Below are 19,299 nucleotides of genomic sequence, written 5' to 3'. Positions count from 1 at the left end.
GCTCGGTCTTCTTTTATGTACGTTGTGCAAAGGCATCGGTAAACGATACGCTGCGTATTTTGTATTGCTGTTGATAAGTAAGGATAAAGTCTCGAATGGCGTCATTCACCGGAAAAACACAGTGAACATCTAGGCCTTCTAAAAACTGATTGTCAGCCATATCCCAGAAACTTTGAAGCGAATTACAAATGATTGTTCTCATAACAGTGCTCGTCTCGGCTTATTGAAAGTCAGATTAACAACTGTCCTTGGTGTGCAATGCGGGCTAACTAGTTATCGACTGCCCAGCATTTTAGGGTGAAGGCTACGTATCATCACCTAGATCCATTTGTATTGGTTAAAAACCAATCACTAGCGTGCAGAGTATAGCCAACAGTGTGTATATTGAAAAGGTAAAAATGGAACTAAAATCAATGTAATGCTTTGCATATCTAAATTAATGATGTTACTGCTTATGATTCATGGCTTTATTGTTGAGAGAGTCGGAGCATGGCGTTCCAAACCTCGGATTGAGGATTCAGAACGCACCTGTTAATGATGTTGAGTTTGTTTATAAGTCTAACGCTAAGATTTTTGACTTACGCTGAAAGTTGTACAAACCTTGTTTGGCTCCTGGCAAGTAATCGACTCCAACTTCGTAGAATCCTTGCTCTCTAAACCAATGTAGACTGTGGGTGGTAAGGACAAAAATCTGGTTGATGTTTTCTGATTTTGAACGATGCTTCATGTAGTTCAGCAGCAACAAACCTCGGTTGCCATCCCGATAGTCTGGGTGAATAGCAACACAGGCCATTTCAGCTTTTCGTTCTTCAGAATATGGGTATAAAGCCGCACATCCGATGATTAAGCCATCTTTTTCAATGATGGTGAATTTACCAATCTCTTGCTCTAGCTGTTCTCTCGAACGCCTGACCAAAATGCCTTGTTCTTCCAATGGATGAATCAATTCCAAAATGCCGCCGATGTCATCAATACCAGCTTGACGAACTTGCTCTGCGCTCGCCATGACGACTTGAGTTCCGATACCGTCAAACGAGAACAACTCCTGAATCAAAGCTCCATCTACTTTGTAGCTGATGAGATGGCTACGTGGGACGCCAGCGCGACAAGCGGCGATGGAACCTTTAAGGAAACGCAAAGTGCCCGTGTTGTAATCGGAATCTGAAGCGTGGTTTTCTGAAAGCGTTTTAATGACGTGCTCTGCCTCGATAGGCAGCAACTCTGCGACGGCATTGCCATTGTCGTCAATCACGCCTTGTTCTGAGCAGAAACCAATCAGTTTGTCTGCGCCTAATTTGATCGCCAGTTGCGTCGCGACTTCTTCAGAAAGTAAGTTAAAACACTCACCAGTCACGGAGCTCGCAATGGGGCCAAGTAGCACAATAGAACCTTGGTCGAGCGTGCGATTAATCGCGTCGGTGTCAATGCGGCGAATGCGTCCACTGTGGCAGTAATCGACACCGTCATCTACGCCAAGTGGCTGTGCAATGACAAAGTTGCCACTGACTACATTCAGTTGTGTGCCAGCCATTGGGGTGTTGTTTAAGCTCATTGAAAGGCGTGCGGTAATGGCAAGTTGAAGCTGCCCCGCAGCTTGCATAACTACCGATAGTGCCGCTTCGTCGGTAATTCGGATGTTTTTGTGGTATGGCGTAGTAAGATCTTGTTTTTCAAGTAATTGATTGATTTGCGGACGAGCGCCATAAACGACAACGACTTTGATGCCTAAACTGTGCATCAAAGCAATATCATTGATTATATTGCCAAAGTTATTATGGGCGACCGCTTCACCTCCCAGCATGATCACCATGGTTTTCCCACGGTGAGCGTTGACGTAAGGGGTTGATTGGCGGAATCCTTTTACGAGAGCGGTACTACGAATTTTCACTACAGCCATTCCTTGTGTTTATTTATGCTTAAATAATGTCTTTTTATTCAATTAATGGCAAGGCAATTTTTTGGAATAAAGCACAAACATCTGGAGTACGGTACTTTGTCCAGTTTGGTTATGGAGGTTACAATACGCGCGTCTATTTCAAATAAGTGAACCTCATGTCTTCAGTTGTAAATAAGAATGCTGCGATCACTGCTCAAAACGAGTCTAATTCATCCACAAAATCGTCACTTCGCAAGTGGGCGGAACGTTCTCTCATGCTAATGGCAGTGCTGGGTACTGTCATTGTTTGTATGCTGTATGGCGATTTGATCACTCGGTACATTAACCCTCCCATCTCTAAATCAATAATTTATGGCCGCTGGGTTGAGCAAGATGTAGCGCCTTACTCGAGGGAAGAGTTTGTGCTTAGTGAAAGGGGCGTGACCGTTAATGGCTCGACGATTGCGACCGATTTTGAATTTGATGGCGATTCGTTCTCATACAAAGTCGGTTCGACCGTGCGCCATTTTGATTTTGTCGGAAAACAACATACAGAAATGAAGTTGGATGCGCGGGCGCACTATCTTCCGGTCTTTCGTCTTGAAGGGCACGCTGGCATCGCCATTCGTTAAATATTGTGTTTTCTATTTGAGCATTCGCCATTGCGCGAGTGCTCAACATTCCTATCTTTTTTATATCCACATCAGTTCAGACATTGTCTGGACAATTTCGTAAATATTCTCCTGTTATCATGTTGTTCGTCCCGAAATGGATGATTTAACAACAAGTAAACGGATTGGCTTAGTGTTGAAACATTTTGTCGTCGCTTTTCAATTGCGTCGTTTGCATTTGTTTGCCATCCTTTTGCTATTCTTTTTTACGGAAAAATCACGTGTTAAAAAAACTCCTTCCTATTATTTCTTTGAGTCTGCTATTTGGTTGTGCTCAACAAAATGATCGCGCTCAGCAATTTCTCGATGGTGAGTTCCCTCAGATACTAAATAAAGTGGATGTAGTTGAATCCAACAAACCACGCGATTTTACTGAGTTTAATAAGCAAGCTGAGCAAGTGGTGATGAAGTCACCATCCATGGCGAAGATTTACCAACCGCTTTACCAAAGACTGAGTGAGTGGGCGCAGCAAAGCGGAGACACCAGCGCGTTGAGTGCGTTTGGCATTCAAGCCGCGCAATTGGGTGGTGGTGATAAAAAAGGTAATGTGTTGTTTACCGGATACTTTTCTCCCGTGATGGAGCTTCGTCATACACCAAACGACATTTTTAAGTACCCAGTTTACGGTAAGCCGAACTGCACATCAGATTGTCCTACTCGCGCGGAGATCTACAATGGGGCATTAGATAGCCAAGGTTTAGTGCTTGGTTATGCGCCAAATCGTATTGACCCGTTTATGATGGAAGTGCAGGGCAGTGGCTATGTGCATTTTGAAGATGATGATACGTTGGAGTACTTTGCGTACGCAGGGAAAAACAACAAAGCTTACGTCAGCATTGGCCGCATTTTGATTGAACGTGGTGAAGTGCCGCGTGAAAAAATGTCCCTCAAAGCGATTAAAGAGTGGGTGATGGACAACGACGATGCAACAGTGCGCGAGTTGTTGGAGCAAAATCCTTCTTACGTTTTCTTTGCACCAAAAGCGGAAGCGCCTGTAACAGGCTCGGCTGGTATTCCGTTGTTGCCAATGGCCGCTGTCGCAGGCGATCGTTCTATCTTACCAATGGGCACGCCAATCTTGGCGGAAGTGCCGTTGTTGAATGCCGATGGTACGTGGAGCGGCGCTCACCAACTGCGCATGCTGATCGTGTTAGACACAGGTGGTGCGGTAAAACAAAACCATTTGGATCTGTATCATGGCATTGGTGCGAGAGCAGGGACAGAAGCTGGGCATTACAAGCATTTTGGTCGAGTGTGGAAACTTGGGTTGGAAAACTCACCAACTCAAGCGCCTTGGGCTTTACCGCCAGAAAAGCTACAATAACCATCCAAGAAAGAGGAACCCCTCTTATCTAGACATTTCATCAAAGAGTGCGTATAAATCGCACTCTTTGTTTTTCTATCGATCATCTGGACTTCAATATGCGTGAACTCGATACCCCTGCATCTGACAGCTACAACCAACGCTTTGGCGGCACACGTCGTCTTTACGGCAATAGTGAAGTGGACATTCTTCGCGCTGCACACGTTTGTGTGATTGGTATTGGTGGTGTAGGTTCATGGGCGGTGGAAGCGCTGGCTCGTTCGGGGATCGGTGAGCTGACTCTGATAGATATGGACGATGTTTGTGTCACGAACATTAACCGCCAAATTCATGCGATGACGGGTACCGTTGGTCAAAGCAAAATTGAAGTGATGGCTGAGCGCGTCAAGTTGATCAACCCGGAGTGTAAAGTTAATCTGATTGATGATTTCATTACGCCCGACAATCAACATGAGTACTTAAGCAAAGAGTTTGATTACGTGTTGGATGCGATTGATAGCGTAAAAGCGAAAGCATCTTTGCTGGCGTATTGCCGCAGCAACAAGATCAAAGTGATCACCACGGGTGGCGCTGGTGGTCAGGTCGATCCAACGCAGATCATGGTCGCTGATTTAACGAAAACGATTCAAGATCCTTTAGCGAAGAAAATCAAAGACACTTTGCGTCGTCATCATAACTTCCCTAAGAATCCGGCTCGTAAGTTTGGTATTGATTGCGTGTTTTCAACCGAGCAGCTGAAGTATCCTCAAGCAGACGGTTCAGTGTGCGGTGTGAAGTCGACAGCGGAAGGTCCAAAACGTATGGATTGTGCTAGCGGATTTGGTGCGGCAACTGTCGTAACCGCGACGTTTGGTTTTGTTGCGGTATCGCGAATTGTTGAGAAGCTGATTCAAAAACACAAGAAGTAGTTCAGCCAAAAAGCATCAAACAGAAGGGCACATTATGATCGATTTTCCTGCATCTCCATTTGGAACAGAAATCACCAGCGAAGATATTGTCGCAACGATGCAGCAATTTAAAGGCTGGGAAGATCGTTACCGTCAGGTCATTCAGTGGGGTAAAAAGCTGCCACAAATGCCAGAAGAGCTGAAATCAGAACAAGTTACAGTATCGGGTTGCGAAAGCTTGGTGTGGTTAGTGAGCCAAGTGCAAAATGGCGTGTGGCATTTTTGTGCAGACTCCGATGCGCGTATTGTACGCGGATTAATTGCGTTGGTGATGGCGGCTTATGACGGTAAAACGGCCGATCAAATTCAAGCGTTTGATATTGATGATTATTTTGAGCAGCTGGGACTCATCGCGCATTTAAGCCCATCACGTGGTAATGGCCTGAAAGCTATTGTTGAGCAGATTAAGCACACTGCCGTGTAATGAGCCATTTTCCCAATTTTTAAAAAACGCCGAATAGCTTAGCTGTTTGGCGTTTTTTGTATCTGAGTTGAGACGTTTTTCGTGTGTGAATAAAAAATATGCAAATAGTCGACTATTTTGACTTTAATTGACCTTTCTATTGATCCAGATTCATTATATTGCCCACTTGGTTTTTATAGACTCAATTGTATTTAAAATTTGTCTATATTAGATAATAGACATATGCCCCATTCGCTTCTATTCCCCAATGTTGAAACACATTTGGAGGCGATTGGGTTACTTAGATACAAACGCTAGGAACCTCCCTGTATGCAATTCACCTTGGAACATGCGCAAGACGTGTTATCCGGAATGCCTGACCCCACTTTTATTTTGAGTGAAGATGGTATCTATATTGATGTTTTTGGAGGAACAGACAAAAAAGCCTATCACGATGGAAGCAATTTGATAGGTAAGACGCTGCACAGTGTACTTGAGAAAGAGCAAGCCGACTGGTTTATCGAACAGATCAATCGGTCACTCAATCAAGACAGTATTGTGACGATCGAGTACAAGATGTGTGCCGACAGCATTCAGGGAATAGATGCGAACAGTGGGCCAAAAGGCGACCTCTATTATGAAGGGAAAATCTGTCCGCTCACTATAAACTATCAAGGTCGTCGCGTTGTTCTCATTCTTACCCGCAACATTTCCAACCGCCACCGAGTCGAAACCCTTCTTCGCCACCAAAGCCAAATTGACGCTCTCACAAATATCTACAATCGACGTGTTTTTTTCGAAAAGCTCACAGAAGAAGTCATTAAATCCCAAACTCCTGACTACCAATCTGCTCTATTATTGTTTGATTTGGATTTTTTTAAAGTTATCAATGATAAACGTGGCCACGATGCGGGAGATTATGTCTTAGAGACATTAGCCGATTTGGTTTCACACTTGTTGGTTAAAGACGAGATTTTTGCAAGAGTCGGAGGGGAGGAGTTTGCGATTATCCTGCCAGAAACCTCTCTATCGGCGGCGAAAGAAGTGGGAGAGGAAGTACGTTCCCATATTCAAAATTGCCAGTTTGAATTTGAAAAGATTGAAATTCCGGTCACGGTGAGCGTGGGTGTGGTCAAAATAGGCAGAAATGAAACCACCAAACGCTTGTATGCGCATGCAGATAAAGCGCTTTATGCTGCGAAAAGAAATGGCAGAAATTGCGTGGCGACTCTGGATAGGCAGATGGAGTAACCTTGTTGGTTACTCCAAGTCGAAAGGTTGGCGTTATAACATGTCGACGGCTTTCTCTACGGCGGCGATGAGCCTATCCACATCTTCTGCCGTGTTATAAATACCAAAAGAAACGCGTACCGTTCCTTTGACGTTTAGCGCATCCATCAATGGGTGAGCGCAATGGTGTCCTGCTCGTACCGCAATGCCTTGTTGATCGAGCAGCGTCGCCATGTCTTGGTGATGAACGCCGTCCATTACGAACGTCAGTACAGAGGCATTCGGTTGATAGCCTAGAATATGGATGTCATCCAACGCGTTTAGTGCTTGGTAGGCCTTATCCTGAAGCGCATGGAGATGATCCTCGACTTCGTGATGGTCAAAACCTTGGTACCACTCAATGGCTTTCGCTAAAGCAATCGCGCCCGCTACGTTTGGTGTGCCCGCTTCAAATTTGCCAGGAAGTGCTGAAAAGGTCGTTTTCTCGAAAGAAACGCGTTCAACCATTTTGCCGCCGCCGTGCCATGGTGGCATAGCTTCTAACAACTCTAGTTTGCCGTATAGAACGCCAATACCTGCTGGCGCATAAAGCTTGTGACCTGAGAAAACGTAAAAATCGATATCTGATGCCGACAAATCTAGCTGCTCGTGCACGATGCCTTGTGCGCCATCAACTACAACTACCGCACCAACGCTGTGCGCTAGCTCGGTGATCTTTTCGATAGGTTGGCGTGTGCCTGTCACGTTGGTTATTTGTGCGCACGCGACGATTTTGCATCGTTCAGAGAGCTTCTGTTCAAACGCCTGCAAGTCAAACTGGCACTCGGGTGTCATTGGCACTTTCACGATTTTCGCGCCAGTTTGTTCTGCCACAATTTGCCACGGCACGATGTTGGCGTGGTGTTCCATCTCGCTAATCAAGATCTCATCGCCCGGTTGTAAGGTGCTGCGAGCGTAAGTTTGTGCAATTAAGTTAAGTGCTTCGGTTGCGCCTCGCGTCCAAATGATTTCTTTAGAGCTGTTTGCACCAATAAACGTTGCTACGGCTTCGCGAGCGGCTTCAAACTGGCTAGTGGCGTTTGCTGTCAAACTGTGGCTACCACGATGCACGTTAGCATTTTGTGCACTGTAGTAACGGCTAATCACATCGATCACGCACTGTGGCTTTTGTGTTGTTGCTGCGCTATCAAGGTAAACTAAAGGCGATTGATTTACGTCTTGATTTAGGGCCGGGAACTGTTCGCGTACAGCGTTTATGTCAAACATTACTCTTCACCAAATTCGTGATAATGCAGTGTTGGGATAGTGACTAGCGGTTCTGCGACCATCCATCCATGCTCTTTACCGGAAAGTTTGATAATGATTTCCATTGCGAACTCAAGTGCGGTTCCTGGTCCCTGACTTGTCAGTAGGTTGTGATTCAGATCCATGGTGACACGTTTAGCTCGCCATTTGTCTTCAGGAATATGAGATTGGAAGCTTGGATGACATGTCATCAACGCATCTGGATACAGGTTGTGGTGTTGCAAAACCAAAGCAGGAGCTGCACAAATTGCCGCCACCAGTTTACCCTCGTACATGTGCTGTTTGAGGATTTCAATCATGACGGTACTGTCGCGGAAAGTTTCTGCTCCGCCGACGCCGCCAGATAATACAATGGCATCAAATTCGTCGTCAGCAATATCGACCAGCTTGCAATCCGCGGTCAGTGTTACACCGCGAGAGGCTTTCATAGTCAGTGAACCATCGAAATCTGCGCTTGCGACCGTTACGTCATAGCCTGCTCGAACCATCAAGTCGATAACGGTGACGGCTTCCATTTCTTCGGTGCCCGGAGCGATTGGCACTAAGATTTTCTTACTCATTCTTCTGTCCAGCTTTGTTCTATTTTTTTGATGCGTTGGTAAAGTTCTAAATTCTCAGGCGTGTTGATGCGATGTTTCTCTGCCGCTTTTAGCAAGTACCCAGTGATAAAATCAATTTCGGTCGGGCGCTGATGAAACACATCTTGCCTCATTGAAGAATAGTTCTCAGACGTTGCCCGCACCACTTGCATAATGGTCTCGAAAAGTACGTCGAACTGCGTCGCAATGTCTTCCTTATTCATCACTTCGACAAGTTCTTTCGTGATGATTTTCAAGGTGTCTTGAAAATCACCGTGTGCAAGGTCGCCATTTTTACATTGATGCAATGCTGTAAGCGGGTTGATTGCACAGTTTATGGCGAGTTTGGTCCACAATGCGGCATTGATGTTTGGGTTCCAAACAACTTCTGGTAAAGCGTGCTGCATAACATCTTGCAAAAACTGGCATTGAGCGCCAGATACATTAAAGCCGCCAACTTGAGTGATGCCTTGCCCCGTGTGCATTACGAGTTCTTTATTCGGCTTATAAGCACCATGGGTTGTGGTTGCGATAACGACGGGATTTCCGGATAGCATCTCTTCTACCTGCTCGGCCGTACCCATACCATTGTGCATAAGCATAACAATGGCATCGCGATGAATGTGCTCAATAAGAGGTTTGAGTGCAGTGATCACTTGCCACGCTTTCACCGTGACCAAAATCAAATCCGCTTGTTGTAAAGAGGGAATATGTTGGTTAGGAAACTCCATTGCAGGTGAGTCATCAAGCTGAAGCAGTTGCTTACTATCTGAGGTTCTTCCCCACAAGGAAACATTGTGTCCGGCAAGTTGGAATTTGGTCGCCCAGAGTGAGCCAATGGCCCCCGGACCTAAAATGAGAATATTCACCAAACGCTCTCAGTAAAAAGGTTTGCTGCAAGGATAATGAGGGGAGAGAGGAAAGCAAATAAAAATGGCGCCAATTGGCGCCATTTTTGAGGAAACTTATCGGTTCAATTAGAACTTGTAAGTTACTGCGATGTAGTGACCGAAGCCAGTTGAATCTACACCATTAACTTCTTTGATACCGTAGATGTTTTTGTAGCCTTTTAGACCGTAACCAACAGCAAAGCGATCAGAGTGCCAGTAGATACCGTTGAACATAGCACCGCCGTAGCTAGATGAAGAGTACTCATCTTTCATACCAAATTGCCAGTCGATGTAACCTTGGTAAGAAATGAATGAACCGTTCTCGAAGAAGTAGAATGGTTTGAACCAGTTAGTCGAGATTTGGTAACCGTTCCAATCTTTCTTGTTGCTATCGTAAGTACCGTATAGGTTTAGACCGATTTTACCTAACCAAGGTACCATCACGTCAGAACCTAGACCGATTTTTTGTGAGTTAACTTCAGAAGCACCGCCCCACTCCATTAGAGTAGAAACGTATAGTTCTTGAACTGGGCCGAAAGACAAGTCTTTACCAGTTACAGCATCTAGAGACATACGTGGAGCAAACTTCATGAAGATTTTTTCTTTGCCAGATTTGTCGCTGCCTGGGTCAGAAGCTAGGTTGAATACGTCAACGTAACCGTAAAGGTCGAAAATACCAGAGCGGCCGCCGAATTCCATTTCTAGGTAGTCGTGGTTCGAACCATCAGGGAAACCAGGAAGTTCGTTGAATGCACCCATTAGGTTAAATTGCATCCACTTGTAATCGTTTTTGTGGATATCGCCGTCAGAGTAATCTGCAGCTAATACTGGAGCTGATGTAGCCGCTAGAAGGCTAAGAGCTAAAAGTGATTTACGCATAAGGGGACTCTCTATGTTTGTAATGATTCAGAACACGCAATCTGTGCTGCGCTTTCCAATTGGCGGGAATAATAGCGATAAAAATCGCAAATGAAAGTGATAAAGGGTGCAAAAATGAACGTTTTTAGTGAGGTGTGTCACGAACTTATCTTTATTTACGGAACTTTTTGTTTGTTGCATTATCTTGCAATAAATATGTGATTTAGATCGTTTGCGTAAGCGATTTTATGACTTTTTAAGCCAGTCGATTAACCAACACAAATCGTTAGTGATCCGAGTAATAAGGCGTTCGTATGAATCGGAGAACCAAAGAGGACGTTTGAATGAAAGAAGTCATGTTATTCCCGCTCACCTCGGTTGTACTACCCGAAGGCAAGATGAATCTGCGTATTTTTGAACCTAGATATAAGCGCATGGTGAAAGAGTGTAGTTTGCAAAATGTGGGGTTTGGTGTTTGCCTTGTGGGCAGTGATGGTGATCCAAAAGCGGTGGGAAATGTTTCTTCGATCGGCACTTTGGTCAAGATGGTTGATTTCGAAACGCTTAGTGATGGGCTTCTTGGTATCACCGTCGTCGGCGAAAAACGTTTTACAGTGAAACGTGTACGCGCTGACGCTGATGGATTACGACACGCCGAAGTCGATTGGTTGGATAATTGGCAAACGCCTTCTCAACAGCTCGACTTTGGGTATTTGAGTCAACAACTCGCCCAAGTATATGAACAGTTTCCCCAACTCGGAACGTTGTATCAGCATCGCTTTTACGATGATCCAATTTGGGTCACGCAACGATGGTTAGAGTTGTTGCCCCTAGACAGTCATTTGTTTGAAAGCTTAGTCGGCGCTCAAGATTGCCGTCCTGCATTGCGATTTCTTAACCAAGCAATCGAAGCCCCTTCAAACAAAGAGGCAAGGATATGAAAGGATTGAGCTGAGTCGCTGCAATATTGGCAATGGCTTTAGGTTTAGCCGCTTGTGGTTCATCAGACACTGACACAATCGAACATTCCAGCAGGAGACTATCAAGTTAGATTAATCGTGGGCGACTCCGTTGTTTTTGATTCGGGTGCAGTCACGCTTTCTGCGAACTCCAATTTGACCATTGCAGCTATTAATACTGGTGATTCAAGTAGCTCTTTACCAGTTAAGCACCTCGTTCCTGATGGTTCCTCCTCTTCTATAATTGAAATCACAGGAAACCAAGCTAAGTTCGAGTAGGGCATCTTGTCGATGGCACTACGAGTCATCCGATAATTGATGTTGATGGACTAAGGGTTGATGGCGGGAAATATGACAGCGTATATGCTGTCGGAGTTGTAAGCCCTTTTATTGCGATAGAGTCTTTAATGGTGAAGACATGAGAAGAGCGGTGGCAACCAGTGCGACGTTAAACGTGACTCATGCGGCAGCCAACCCAGTAGCAGAGATGGTTGATATCTACCTCACAACGTCAGTAGGGATAGAGGGCAGTGATCCAACCATCACAAACTTTGCGTATAAAGAAAGTGCGAAAGGATTGTATGTTGCGGCAGGCACTTACTACGTAACTGTCACCGTCGCAGGCAACCCTGACGCGGTCGCGATCGATTCGCTACCAGTAGACTTAATGAATGGTGTTGTCTACCAAGTGGTTGCTATTGATGACGGAAACAATGGTGGCTTCAATCTTCTCGTTGATGACATCACCGATTAGGAAGAAGGGAGGTGAGAGCCTCCCTATAGTAAAGGCTGATTATGATGAGTGATAGCCCACAAAAATTGGGGCGAAATGAATGGAACGCTTACATGGATAAAGTAAAAGCCAAAGATAGAGAGGCTTTTGCGTTCGTATTCCGTTTTTATGCACCCAAGCTAAAACAGTTTGCCTACAAGCACGTTGGTAATGAGCAAGTTGCTATGGAGATGGTTCAAGAAACCATGGCAACGGTCTGGCAAAAAGCTCATCTTTACGATGGAAAGAAGAGTGCGTTATCGACGTGGATATACACGATTATCCGCAACTTGTGTTTTGACTTACTCAGAAAACAAAAGGGTAAAGAGCTTCACATCCATTCTGATGACATTTGGCCATCGGAATATTATCCGCCAGATTTGGTTGATCATTATTCTCCAGAACAAGACATGTTGAAGGAACAGGTGGTGAAGTTTCTTGATATTTTGCCCAAAAATCAGAGAGACGTATTGCAAGCGGTTTATCTCGAAGAACTGCCACATCAGCAAGTAGCGGAACTTTTTGACATACCACTAGGCACGGTGAAGTCTCGGTTAAGACTTGCCGTAGAAAAGTTAAGGCACTCAATGCATACGGAGCAACTATGAACAAACATCCAGATAACAACTTGTTAGAAGCATACGCTTCGGGCAGCATTGATGCGGTTTCTGGTCTTGTGGTCGCCACACATTTAGAGACGTGCTCAAAGTGCCGAGCGTATGTAAACCAAGTAGAAGCAAGTCAAGCAAATACAGTGAGCGAAAGTCCATCAGAGTATTCACCTGAGTTTGATGACATGTTGAACGACATTATTAACGCAGAACCTGTGAACGACAATGTGGTGATTCAAGATACAGCTTTCGTCAATGTCGCAGGTAAAAGCTTCGAGCTTCCAAAAACGTTAGTGCGCTTTTCTGATTTGGTGGGATCGTGGCGAAGCTACGGTGGGAAAGTTTTCAGTGCACAAATTGATTTGGGTGAAGATGCTCGAGTGAGCCTGATGTACATCGGCGAAAATGTACAAATCCCGCAACACACGCACAGAGGGTTGGAATCCACACTGGTTCTGCATGGTGGATTTAGCGATGAAGACGGGCAGTATGAAGAAGGCGACTTGATGATACGTGATGCCTCAGTCAAACACAGCCCCTTTACTCAGGAAGGTGAAGACTGTTTGTGTTTAACGGTACTCACTGAGCCAATGATTTTCACGCAAGGTGTTGCACGAATCTTCAACTTGTTCGGCAAAGGGCTTTACCCGTAAGCTTAAAACGCCGCGTTTTGTATAGAAAAAAACCACCGTATTGTGCAGTGGTTTTTTATTCTTACTTTTGAGCAAATTTGCGGTCGTTAGTGCTTATGCCGCGCTTTTTCCAAAAGATCCGTAAAGTAATGACGCAGTGAATACAACATGATCAAGCTCGGGATCACCATTACGGCCGTGAGAATGAAAAACGTGCTCCAGTCATTTAGGTAGTCAACCAATTCACCGCTGAATGACGCTAGCGTGGTTCGTCCAAAGTTTCCTAGCGACGCAAGCAATGCATATTGAGTGGCAGAGAACGCTTGCCCGGTTAATAGAGTCAGAAACGAGACAAAGGCCACGGTGGAAAATGCCGTCGTAAAGTTATCAACGATGATGGTCGCTAAATACAGATGCTCGTTAGGGCCAACAGATGCTATCCAAGCAAACATCAAGTTACTCGCTGACATAGCAATGCCGCCAATCATCAAACCGCGCACGATACCAAACTTCACATTGAACATACTGCCAACGAGAGTAAAGAAGATGGTGGCTCCCCATCCGATCAACTTCGAGTAGTAGCCAATTTGTTCGTTGCTAAAGCCAATGTCTTTGTAGAAAGCAATCGACATGCGGCCCAGAAATGCTTCGCCAATCTTAAACAAGAAGACAAACAGCAACAGGGTTATCGCGACGCGAACACCATTTCGGTTGAAGAAATCGAGGAAAGGCTCAACAACGGTGACCGTAAACCACGCCACAAGTTTTGAACCGACGACTTCTTTGTGTCTTTGTTCCGCTTCGGATTGGAGCTTTTCACGTTGTGTGACTGGCTCGCCCACTAACAAAGTGAACACCATGAGTACCACAACAACGGCTGCCATACCGTAATACACACCGTTCCAGCCGATAGTATCGGCGTTAACAAACGCCAAGTATCCTGGCAATGAGTAGCCTGTCCACCATCCGATGACTGCCATAGCCGAAGCTTGTGGCAACTTAGATTCTTCCGATTTTGGAAAAGTATCAATTCGGAAAGCGTCGATGGCGATGTCTTGTGTTGCCGATGCCGTTGCAATACACAAGGCGAGCAGAGAGGCGAAAATGAGATTTTCCGCAGGATTGACCCCTGCAATGAATAATGTGGCAACCAGCACAATGCTTTGACAGAAAAAGATCCAACTGCGTCTTTGTCCAAGCAGAGGATATAACAGCGGTAACTTCACTCGGTCGACCAAGGGAGCCCACAGAAAGTTGATCGCATAGACCGCAAAGACACTACCAAAATAGCCGATTGCGGAAAGGGTCAAGCCGGCGTCTTTTAGCCAACCAGACATGTTTGAGCCGATAAGTACCCATGGAAAACCGCTAGAACAGCCCAACATGAAAACCCACATGAGTCGCTTATCAAGGTAACTTTTTACCGTTTCCAACCAAGTGATGGAAGGTAATGAAGACATAAATCAATCCAATAAAATGAAGCCATGGAACGAGAAGGCCCTTCGAATATTCAAAGGGCTTATGGATTTGGCTATTTGAGTAGCGTTGCTTTAGTAATTACGATTTGCGTCTCTGGTACATCACGCATTCGACCTACTGTAGTGGTCGGCTGCTGTGCCATTTTTTCGATAACGTCGAATCCTTCAGTCACCTCACCAAATACCGCATAACCCGGTGGGCGAGCGCCATAGTTTAGGAAGTCATTGTCGACGAGGTTGACGAAGAATTGGCGAGTTGCAGAGTCTGGTGCATTGGTGCGTGCCATTGCGATGGTTGCACGGTCATTGTTCAGACCATTACTTCCTTCGTTTTTGATTGGCGCGTATGTTTTCACCATCTGCATGTCTTGGTTAAAGCCGCCACCTTGTGCCATGAATCCTGGGATAATACGATGGAAAATCGTACCTTCGTAGCTGCCGTCTTCTACATATTTCAGAAAGTTAGCTACTGTGATTGGCGCTTTTTCTTCATTCAGCTCGACGGTAAATGAACCTAACGTTGTTTCAAACGCCACTTTTGGCCCTGCCCAAACACTGCAGCTAAGTAATGCTAAAGAAAGAATCGCTTTGCGTAACATTAGAAACGCTCCTGCATGTACTGACGAAGCTCTGGGTCGTTAGCAATTTCTTTAAGCGTTAACGTCACTACATCATTCAGTGTTTCTTCAATATCAGAATCTGAAGCGCTTAAAGTGCCAGAGCGTTTTGCAGTACCTGTATAGGTTTTCACCAATTTGCCTTGTGGTGTTTCTGCTGTGATCTCTAGTATCACTTTGGCATCCATTTGGTTTTCCATTACGGAATGTTTGACGTTCACTAGCGCTTCTTGAACATTCAGTTCAATTGCGTTGTTGCTGTTTAAATCAGAGTGGAAACCTTGAGATGAGAACTGTTTCTCTAAAGCTTCTTCTAATGCAATGCGTAAGTTTTGTTTCGCATGAAGTGGTAGAATGTTTGAACGACCGTTATCAACCAAAGCTACGTACTGCGCTGCGCGCACGTCTTTGCTGGTCAAGCTGTATGTTTTGCCTTGTACGATAGGATTGGTGCTCAAGGTGCTTTCAGGCATTAGGTTCAGTTGCGGTTGTTGTGGCGCTGAACATGCAGTAAGCAATGCAACCGAAGCCGCGAGTAACAGTTTTTTCATTTTATTGTTCCTTGTAAACATTTTGCTCGGAGAGCTCTATTGTTTTGCGCTTAATTTAGCAGGATTTTTTGTTGCCTGTAAAATCACGAACTTATTGTTAGAAGCGATGAGTTTCACATTCTTATCACCAAACAGACGTTTCAACTTGGCATCGTAGCCGAGGTGACGGTTTCCTATGACGAGTAACTTGCCATTTTGGTTCAAAATTTGTTTTGCATCACAGAACATTTGCCATGCTATATGATCGGTAATGGCTTGTTGCTGATGGAACGGTGGGTTACACATGATTAAATCGCAACTGTCAGGTTTGAATCCATCCAAACAGTTATTGGCCACGCACTGAATGTCGCGACCTTCGCCCAAGTTATCCAATAAGTTCTGCTTGGCAGATTCAAGCGCCATGAAGCTTTCATCAACGCAAGTCAGTCTTACATTTGGATTGAGTTGACCTGCTTTTACCGATAAGACGCCGTTACCGCATCCCAAATCGATAATGTGGTTGATTGAGGCGTCTTGAGGAATATGTTGCAGCATAAAACGCGCACCTAAATCTAAGCTTTCTCCTGAATAGACATTTGGCAGGTTTTTAAGCTGAATGTGTTCACCTTCGACATCCCAAGCCGTGATTGGATCTACTTCAATTCTTGGTTCTGCATTGGCCTGAGAAAAGACCAGTCGATGCTTTTTCCACGCCAGTGACGTTTTAGTCTCTCCAAGGTATTTTTCGAACAATTTTAATGTAGACGTATGGATTTCTTTGGCTTTGTTTACAGCAATAACAGGGCAAGCGGTTGGAAGCATCTTGCGAAGTTGGCTCAAGATCCAAACAAGATGACGATTACTTTTAGGTAGCTGGACTAACACAAGATCTGTATTCGCAGGAATACTGTCCATTGTGGTCAGAAATGCCACTTTATTACATTGATTGTCTTCAAGATTTTTTTGAGCACCTTTGTGAGAGACGAAAGAATCGCTCATAAAAGTGACATGATGTTTTTCAGAAAACCAGCAAGCGAGGGCACCAAAGTTGTCATTGATAACAACGATGTTTTGATGGTCGGGTAATGCCATTTCTTCGACGTGATTGATCAGGTACTCATCACCCGCATCCCAAGCTTGAAGCGTTTCGTTAGAACGCTTAGGAAAACGATGAAGCGTGAGGCTTCTACCGTGAAGATTCAATTCGGTTTTCATAAGTAAACGTAGGTTGATTCAATAAACTAGTGATTATTGTCGCAAATGATGGCTTACGTAGATACAAAAAGCTGTCAAATTTTCTATTTAACTCGCCGAAATAGCGTAAAGTGGCAAGCTTGTGGCTCGTGCTTTAAACGCATCAGTGCTGAATGGGCTGAACCTTTGCTAGTATTAACGCGAAACAAAGTCGCAAAATGGAAAGAGTATCAAGTCTCCACCTCTTTATGAGTTGGGTATATACTTATGGCATTTGCATCATTGAGGAAAGAATATGATCCAAGAAATCATAGAGAAGAAGTTACATAGTGAGCTGCAACCAAGCTACTTAAAAGTTATCAACGAAAGTTACATGCACAATGTGCCGCCTGGCTCGGAAAGTCACTTTAAAGTCATTGTTGTGAGTGACTTATTTGCCGGTCAGAGATTGATTGGCCGTCACCGTCAAGTTCATCAAATTCTTGCCGATGAGCTAGACAATCATATTCACGCGCTTGCGATCCATACTTACACAGAGGAAGAGTGGAAACGTGAGCAAAATGGTGCACCAGACAGTCCAATGTGTATGGGAGGAGGGCGTTAACCCCCTTTCAACCCAGACGTTTTTAGAAAGATGGCTTAGGCCATCTTTTTTTGTTTTACATTTTGTGTGGGACAAAAATGTGGCACAAATGTTGGTTAAAAAATGTGTTAACAGCGTTTCAACAAATGAATATAAATTAAAGCATATTTCAGGCTGTGAATATTTCATTTCCATAAGATATGTGTGGAATATGTCATTTGTGCGTTCGGTCAAACTTATGACTAATATTTGACCTTTTAGACCTGATTCTATCGAAATTACCCCTCTATTCTGATGATTGGTCATGGCATCAAGTTCCTAAAAAATGCTAGACTACCGCACCTGATAAATCTCTCATATTTCATGTGACGAGGTTTTTAATAGGATGTTGCGATTTTGGTGTTTTAAACAACATCAAAACCGGACACTGATGTCGTGTCTAAAAGTTACGCAATCAAAAGAATCTTTTTCCCGATAAAAGTAGTGCAAGTGCGTATGATTACAATAAAGAAGGGCTTGGATCTTCCTATCGCAGGAACTCCATCCCAGGTGATTAATGATGGTAAGACCATCAAAAAAGTCGCCTTGCTTGGCGAAGAGTACGTTGGCATGCGTCCTACCATGCATGTCCGCGTTGGTGATGAAGTGAAAAAAGCGCAAATTCTTTTTGAAGACAAGAAGAACCCTGGCGTGAAATTTACTGCACCAGCAGCCGGTAAAGTGATCGAAGTTAACCGTGGCGCTAAACGTGTCCTTCAATCTGTAGTGATTGAAGTGGCAGGTGAAGAGCAGGTGACATTCGATAAGTTCGAAGCCGCTCAACTATCTGGTCTAGATCGCGAAGTGATCAAGACTCAACTGGTTGAATCTGGCCTTTGGACCGCTTTACGTACTCGTCCGTTTAGCAAGGTTCCAGCAATCGAGTCTGCTACTAAGGCTATTTTCGTAACTGCAATGGATACTAATCCTCTTGCAGCTAAGCCTGAGTTGATCATTAACGAACAACAAGAAGCATTCATTGCCGGTCTAGACATTCTTTCAGCCCTGACAGAAGGCAAGGTTTACGTATGTAAATCTGGCACTAGCTTGCCACGCTCTTCTCAGTCTAACGTAGAAGAACACGTCTTCGATGGCCCTCACCCAGCAGGTCTTGCTGGCACCCACATGCATTTCCTATACCCAGTAAATGCAGAAAACGTGGCTTGGAGCATCAACTACCAAGACGTTATCGCGTTCGGTAAGCTGTTCCTAACAGGTGAGCTATACACAGACCGTGTTATCTCTCTAGCGGGCCCAGTGGTGAATAACCCACGTCTGGTTCGTACCGTAATGGGTGCTAGCCTTGACGACCTAACAGATAGCGAACTGATGCCTGGCGAAGTTCGTGTGATCTCTGGCTCAGTACTAACTGGTACTCACGCTACAGGTCCACACGCGTACCTTGGCCGTTACCATCAGCAGGTTTCTGTATTACGCGAAGGCCGTGAAAAAGAACTGCTCGGCTGGGCTATGCCTGGTAAGAACAAGTTCTCAGTAACTCGCTCATTCCTTGGTCACCTATTCAAAGGTCAGTTGTTCAACATGACAACATCGACTAATGGTAGTGACCGTTCAATGGTTCCAATCGGCAGCTACGAACGCGTAATGCCATTAGATATGGAACCTACTTTGCTACTTCGCGATCTATGCGCGGGCGATAGTGACAGTGCTCAAGCACTGGGCGCTCTAGAGCTAGACGAAGAAGATTTGGCATTGTGTACCTTTGTTTGTCCTGGTAAGTACGAGTACGGTCAACTACTTCGTGAATGCCTAGATAAGATCGAGAAGGAAGGGTAATTTC

At 44.8% G+C, this 19,299-nt stretch carries 20 protein-coding genes and 1 pseudogene; 11 read left to right on the top strand and 10 right to left on the bottom strand.

Annotation, left to right across the window (positions count from 1 at the left end; all coding sequences use genetic code 11):
- Positions 1-13 precede the first annotated feature (13 nt).
- The gene (locus tag DYB02_RS13735) at positions 14-202 is read right to left on the bottom strand and encodes a hypothetical protein (RefSeq protein ID WP_011106047.1); all 189 of its coding nucleotides are present in this window, start codon (positions 200-202) and stop codon (positions 14-16) included.
- Between the two features lie 348 nt (positions 203-550).
- Positions 551-1,888: an amino-acid N-acetyltransferase gene (argA, locus tag DYB02_RS13730; RefSeq protein WP_005482311.1), complete on the bottom strand. Its 1,338-nt coding sequence runs from the start codon at positions 1,886-1,888 to the stop codon at positions 551-553.
- Positions 1,889-2,052: 164 nt separating this feature from the next.
- Between argA and DYB02_RS13725 the strand changes: the two genes are divergently transcribed.
- The 5 genes from DYB02_RS13725 to DYB02_RS13700 all read left to right on the top strand — a co-directional run bounded on the left by DYB02_RS13725 (position 2,053) and on the right by DYB02_RS13700 (position 6,473).
- Positions 2,053-2,508 (top strand): DUF2850 domain-containing protein, encoded by a 456-nt coding sequence (locus DYB02_RS13725; protein WP_029806246.1) that lies wholly within the window; start codon positions 2,053-2,055, stop codon positions 2,506-2,508.
- 260 nt (positions 2,509-2,768) lie between these two features.
- Entirely contained in the window at positions 2,769-3,872 is a 1,104-nt protein-coding gene (gene mltA / locus DYB02_RS13715) for a murein transglycosylase A (protein WP_029806245.1), read from the top strand.
- A gap of 98 nt (positions 3,873-3,970) precedes the next feature.
- A complete protein-coding gene (gene tcdA, locus DYB02_RS13710; RefSeq protein ID WP_029806242.1) occupies positions 3,971-4,780 on the top strand; it encodes a tRNA cyclic N6-threonylcarbamoyladenosine(37) synthase TcdA in 810 nt (269 codons plus the stop codon).
- Between the two features lie 34 nt (positions 4,781-4,814).
- A complete protein-coding gene (gene csdE, locus DYB02_RS13705) occupies positions 4,815-5,243 on the top strand; it encodes a cysteine desulfurase sulfur acceptor subunit CsdE (RefSeq protein ID WP_029806240.1) in 429 nt (142 codons plus the stop codon).
- A 309-nt stretch (positions 5,244-5,552) separates the two neighbouring features.
- A complete protein-coding gene (locus DYB02_RS13700; RefSeq protein ID WP_005456666.1) occupies positions 5,553-6,473 on the top strand; it encodes a sensor domain-containing diguanylate cyclase in 921 nt (306 codons plus the stop codon).
- A gap of 33 nt (positions 6,474-6,506) precedes the next feature.
- On the opposite strand, the gene csdA is transcribed toward DYB02_RS13700, so the two are convergent.
- The 4 genes from csdA to DYB02_RS13680 form a co-directional block, all read right to left on the bottom strand.
- Complete coding sequence (csdA, locus tag DYB02_RS13695; protein ID WP_029806809.1) at positions 6,507-7,718, bottom strand: cysteine desulfurase CsdA; 1,212 nt, start codon at positions 7,716-7,718, stop codon at positions 6,507-6,509.
- Positions 7,718-8,317, bottom strand: coding sequence for a DJ-1 family glyoxalase III (locus tag DYB02_RS13690; protein ID WP_024699363.1), 600 nt, complete (start codon positions 8,315-8,317; stop codon positions 7,718-7,720). Before DYB02_RS13690 ends, csdA begins: the two co-directional genes overlap by 1 nt.
- The gene (gene panE / locus DYB02_RS13685; protein ID WP_029806810.1) at positions 8,314-9,204 is read right to left on the bottom strand and encodes a 2-dehydropantoate 2-reductase; all 891 of its coding nucleotides are present in this window, start codon (positions 9,202-9,204) and stop codon (positions 8,314-8,316) included. Before panE ends, DYB02_RS13690 begins: the two co-directional genes overlap by 4 nt.
- A gap of 108 nt (positions 9,205-9,312) precedes the next feature.
- Positions 9,313-10,104: a nucleoside-specific channel-forming Tsx family protein gene (locus tag DYB02_RS13680; protein ID WP_021449946.1), complete on the bottom strand. Its 792-nt coding sequence runs from the start codon at positions 10,102-10,104 to the stop codon at positions 9,313-9,315.
- 323 nt (positions 10,105-10,427) lie between these two features.
- Here DYB02_RS13680 and DYB02_RS13670 point away from each other — a divergent pair, with 323 nt between their 5' ends.
- The 4 genes and pseudogenes from DYB02_RS13670 (at position 10,428) to DYB02_RS13650 (ending at position 13,078) form a co-directional block, all read left to right on the top strand.
- Positions 10,428-11,024 (top strand): LON peptidase substrate-binding domain-containing protein, encoded by a 597-nt coding sequence (locus DYB02_RS13670; RefSeq protein WP_025588211.1) that lies wholly within the window; start codon positions 10,428-10,430, stop codon positions 11,022-11,024.
- Between the two features lie 81 nt (positions 11,025-11,105).
- Positions 11,106-11,796, top strand: a pseudogene (locus DYB02_RS25950) (DUF4397 domain-containing protein); the annotation flags it as partial.
- Between the two features lie 41 nt (positions 11,797-11,837).
- Positions 11,838-12,422: an RNA polymerase sigma factor gene (locus tag DYB02_RS13655; protein ID WP_005456530.1), complete on the top strand. Its 585-nt coding sequence runs from the start codon at positions 11,838-11,840 to the stop codon at positions 12,420-12,422.
- Positions 12,419-13,078, top strand: a complete 660-nt coding sequence (locus DYB02_RS13650; protein WP_023584115.1) for a ChrR family anti-sigma-E factor — start codon at positions 12,419-12,421, stop codon at positions 13,076-13,078. Before DYB02_RS13655 ends, DYB02_RS13650 begins: the two co-directional genes overlap by 4 nt.
- Before the next feature lie 86 nt (positions 13,079-13,164).
- Here DYB02_RS13650 and DYB02_RS13645 read toward each other — a convergent pair whose 3' ends face one another.
- From DYB02_RS13645 to DYB02_RS13630, 4 genes are all read right to left on the bottom strand, one after another.
- Entirely contained in the window at positions 13,165-14,517 is a 1,353-nt protein-coding gene (locus DYB02_RS13645) for an AmpG family muropeptide MFS transporter (RefSeq protein WP_005456555.1), read from the bottom strand.
- Between the two features lie 71 nt (positions 14,518-14,588).
- On the bottom strand, positions 14,589-15,134 hold the full coding sequence (locus tag DYB02_RS13640; RefSeq protein WP_017447752.1) for a peptidylprolyl isomerase: 546 nt from the start codon (positions 15,132-15,134) through the stop codon (positions 14,589-14,591).
- A complete protein-coding gene (locus tag DYB02_RS13635; RefSeq protein ID WP_020841186.1) occupies positions 15,134-15,703 on the bottom strand; it encodes a YajG family lipoprotein in 570 nt (189 codons plus the stop codon). Before DYB02_RS13635 ends, DYB02_RS13640 begins: the two co-directional genes overlap by 1 nt.
- Before the next feature lie 36 nt (positions 15,704-15,739).
- Complete coding sequence (locus tag DYB02_RS13630) at positions 15,740-16,897, bottom strand: methyltransferase (protein WP_015297176.1); 1,158 nt, start codon at positions 16,895-16,897, stop codon at positions 15,740-15,742.
- A 274-nt stretch (positions 16,898-17,171) separates the two neighbouring features.
- Here DYB02_RS13630 and bolA point away from each other — a divergent pair, with 274 nt between their 5' ends.
- Both bolA and DYB02_RS13620 read left to right on the top strand, forming a co-directional pair.
- Positions 17,172-17,480 (top strand): transcriptional regulator BolA, encoded by a 309-nt coding sequence (gene bolA / locus DYB02_RS13625; protein ID WP_005456570.1) that lies wholly within the window; start codon positions 17,172-17,174, stop codon positions 17,478-17,480.
- Between the two features lie 474 nt (positions 17,481-17,954).
- Entirely contained in the window at positions 17,955-19,295 is a 1,341-nt protein-coding gene (locus tag DYB02_RS13620; protein ID WP_005494215.1) for a Na(+)-translocating NADH-quinone reductase subunit A, read from the top strand.
- Positions 19,296-19,299: the final 4 nt, after the last annotated feature.

The sequence above is a fragment of the Vibrio parahaemolyticus genome (assembly GCF_900460535.1).
GTDB classification, from domain to species: Bacteria; Pseudomonadota; Gammaproteobacteria; order Enterobacterales; family Vibrionaceae; genus Vibrio; species Vibrio parahaemolyticus.
This window is presented reverse-complemented; position numbering and strand designations above follow the sequence as displayed.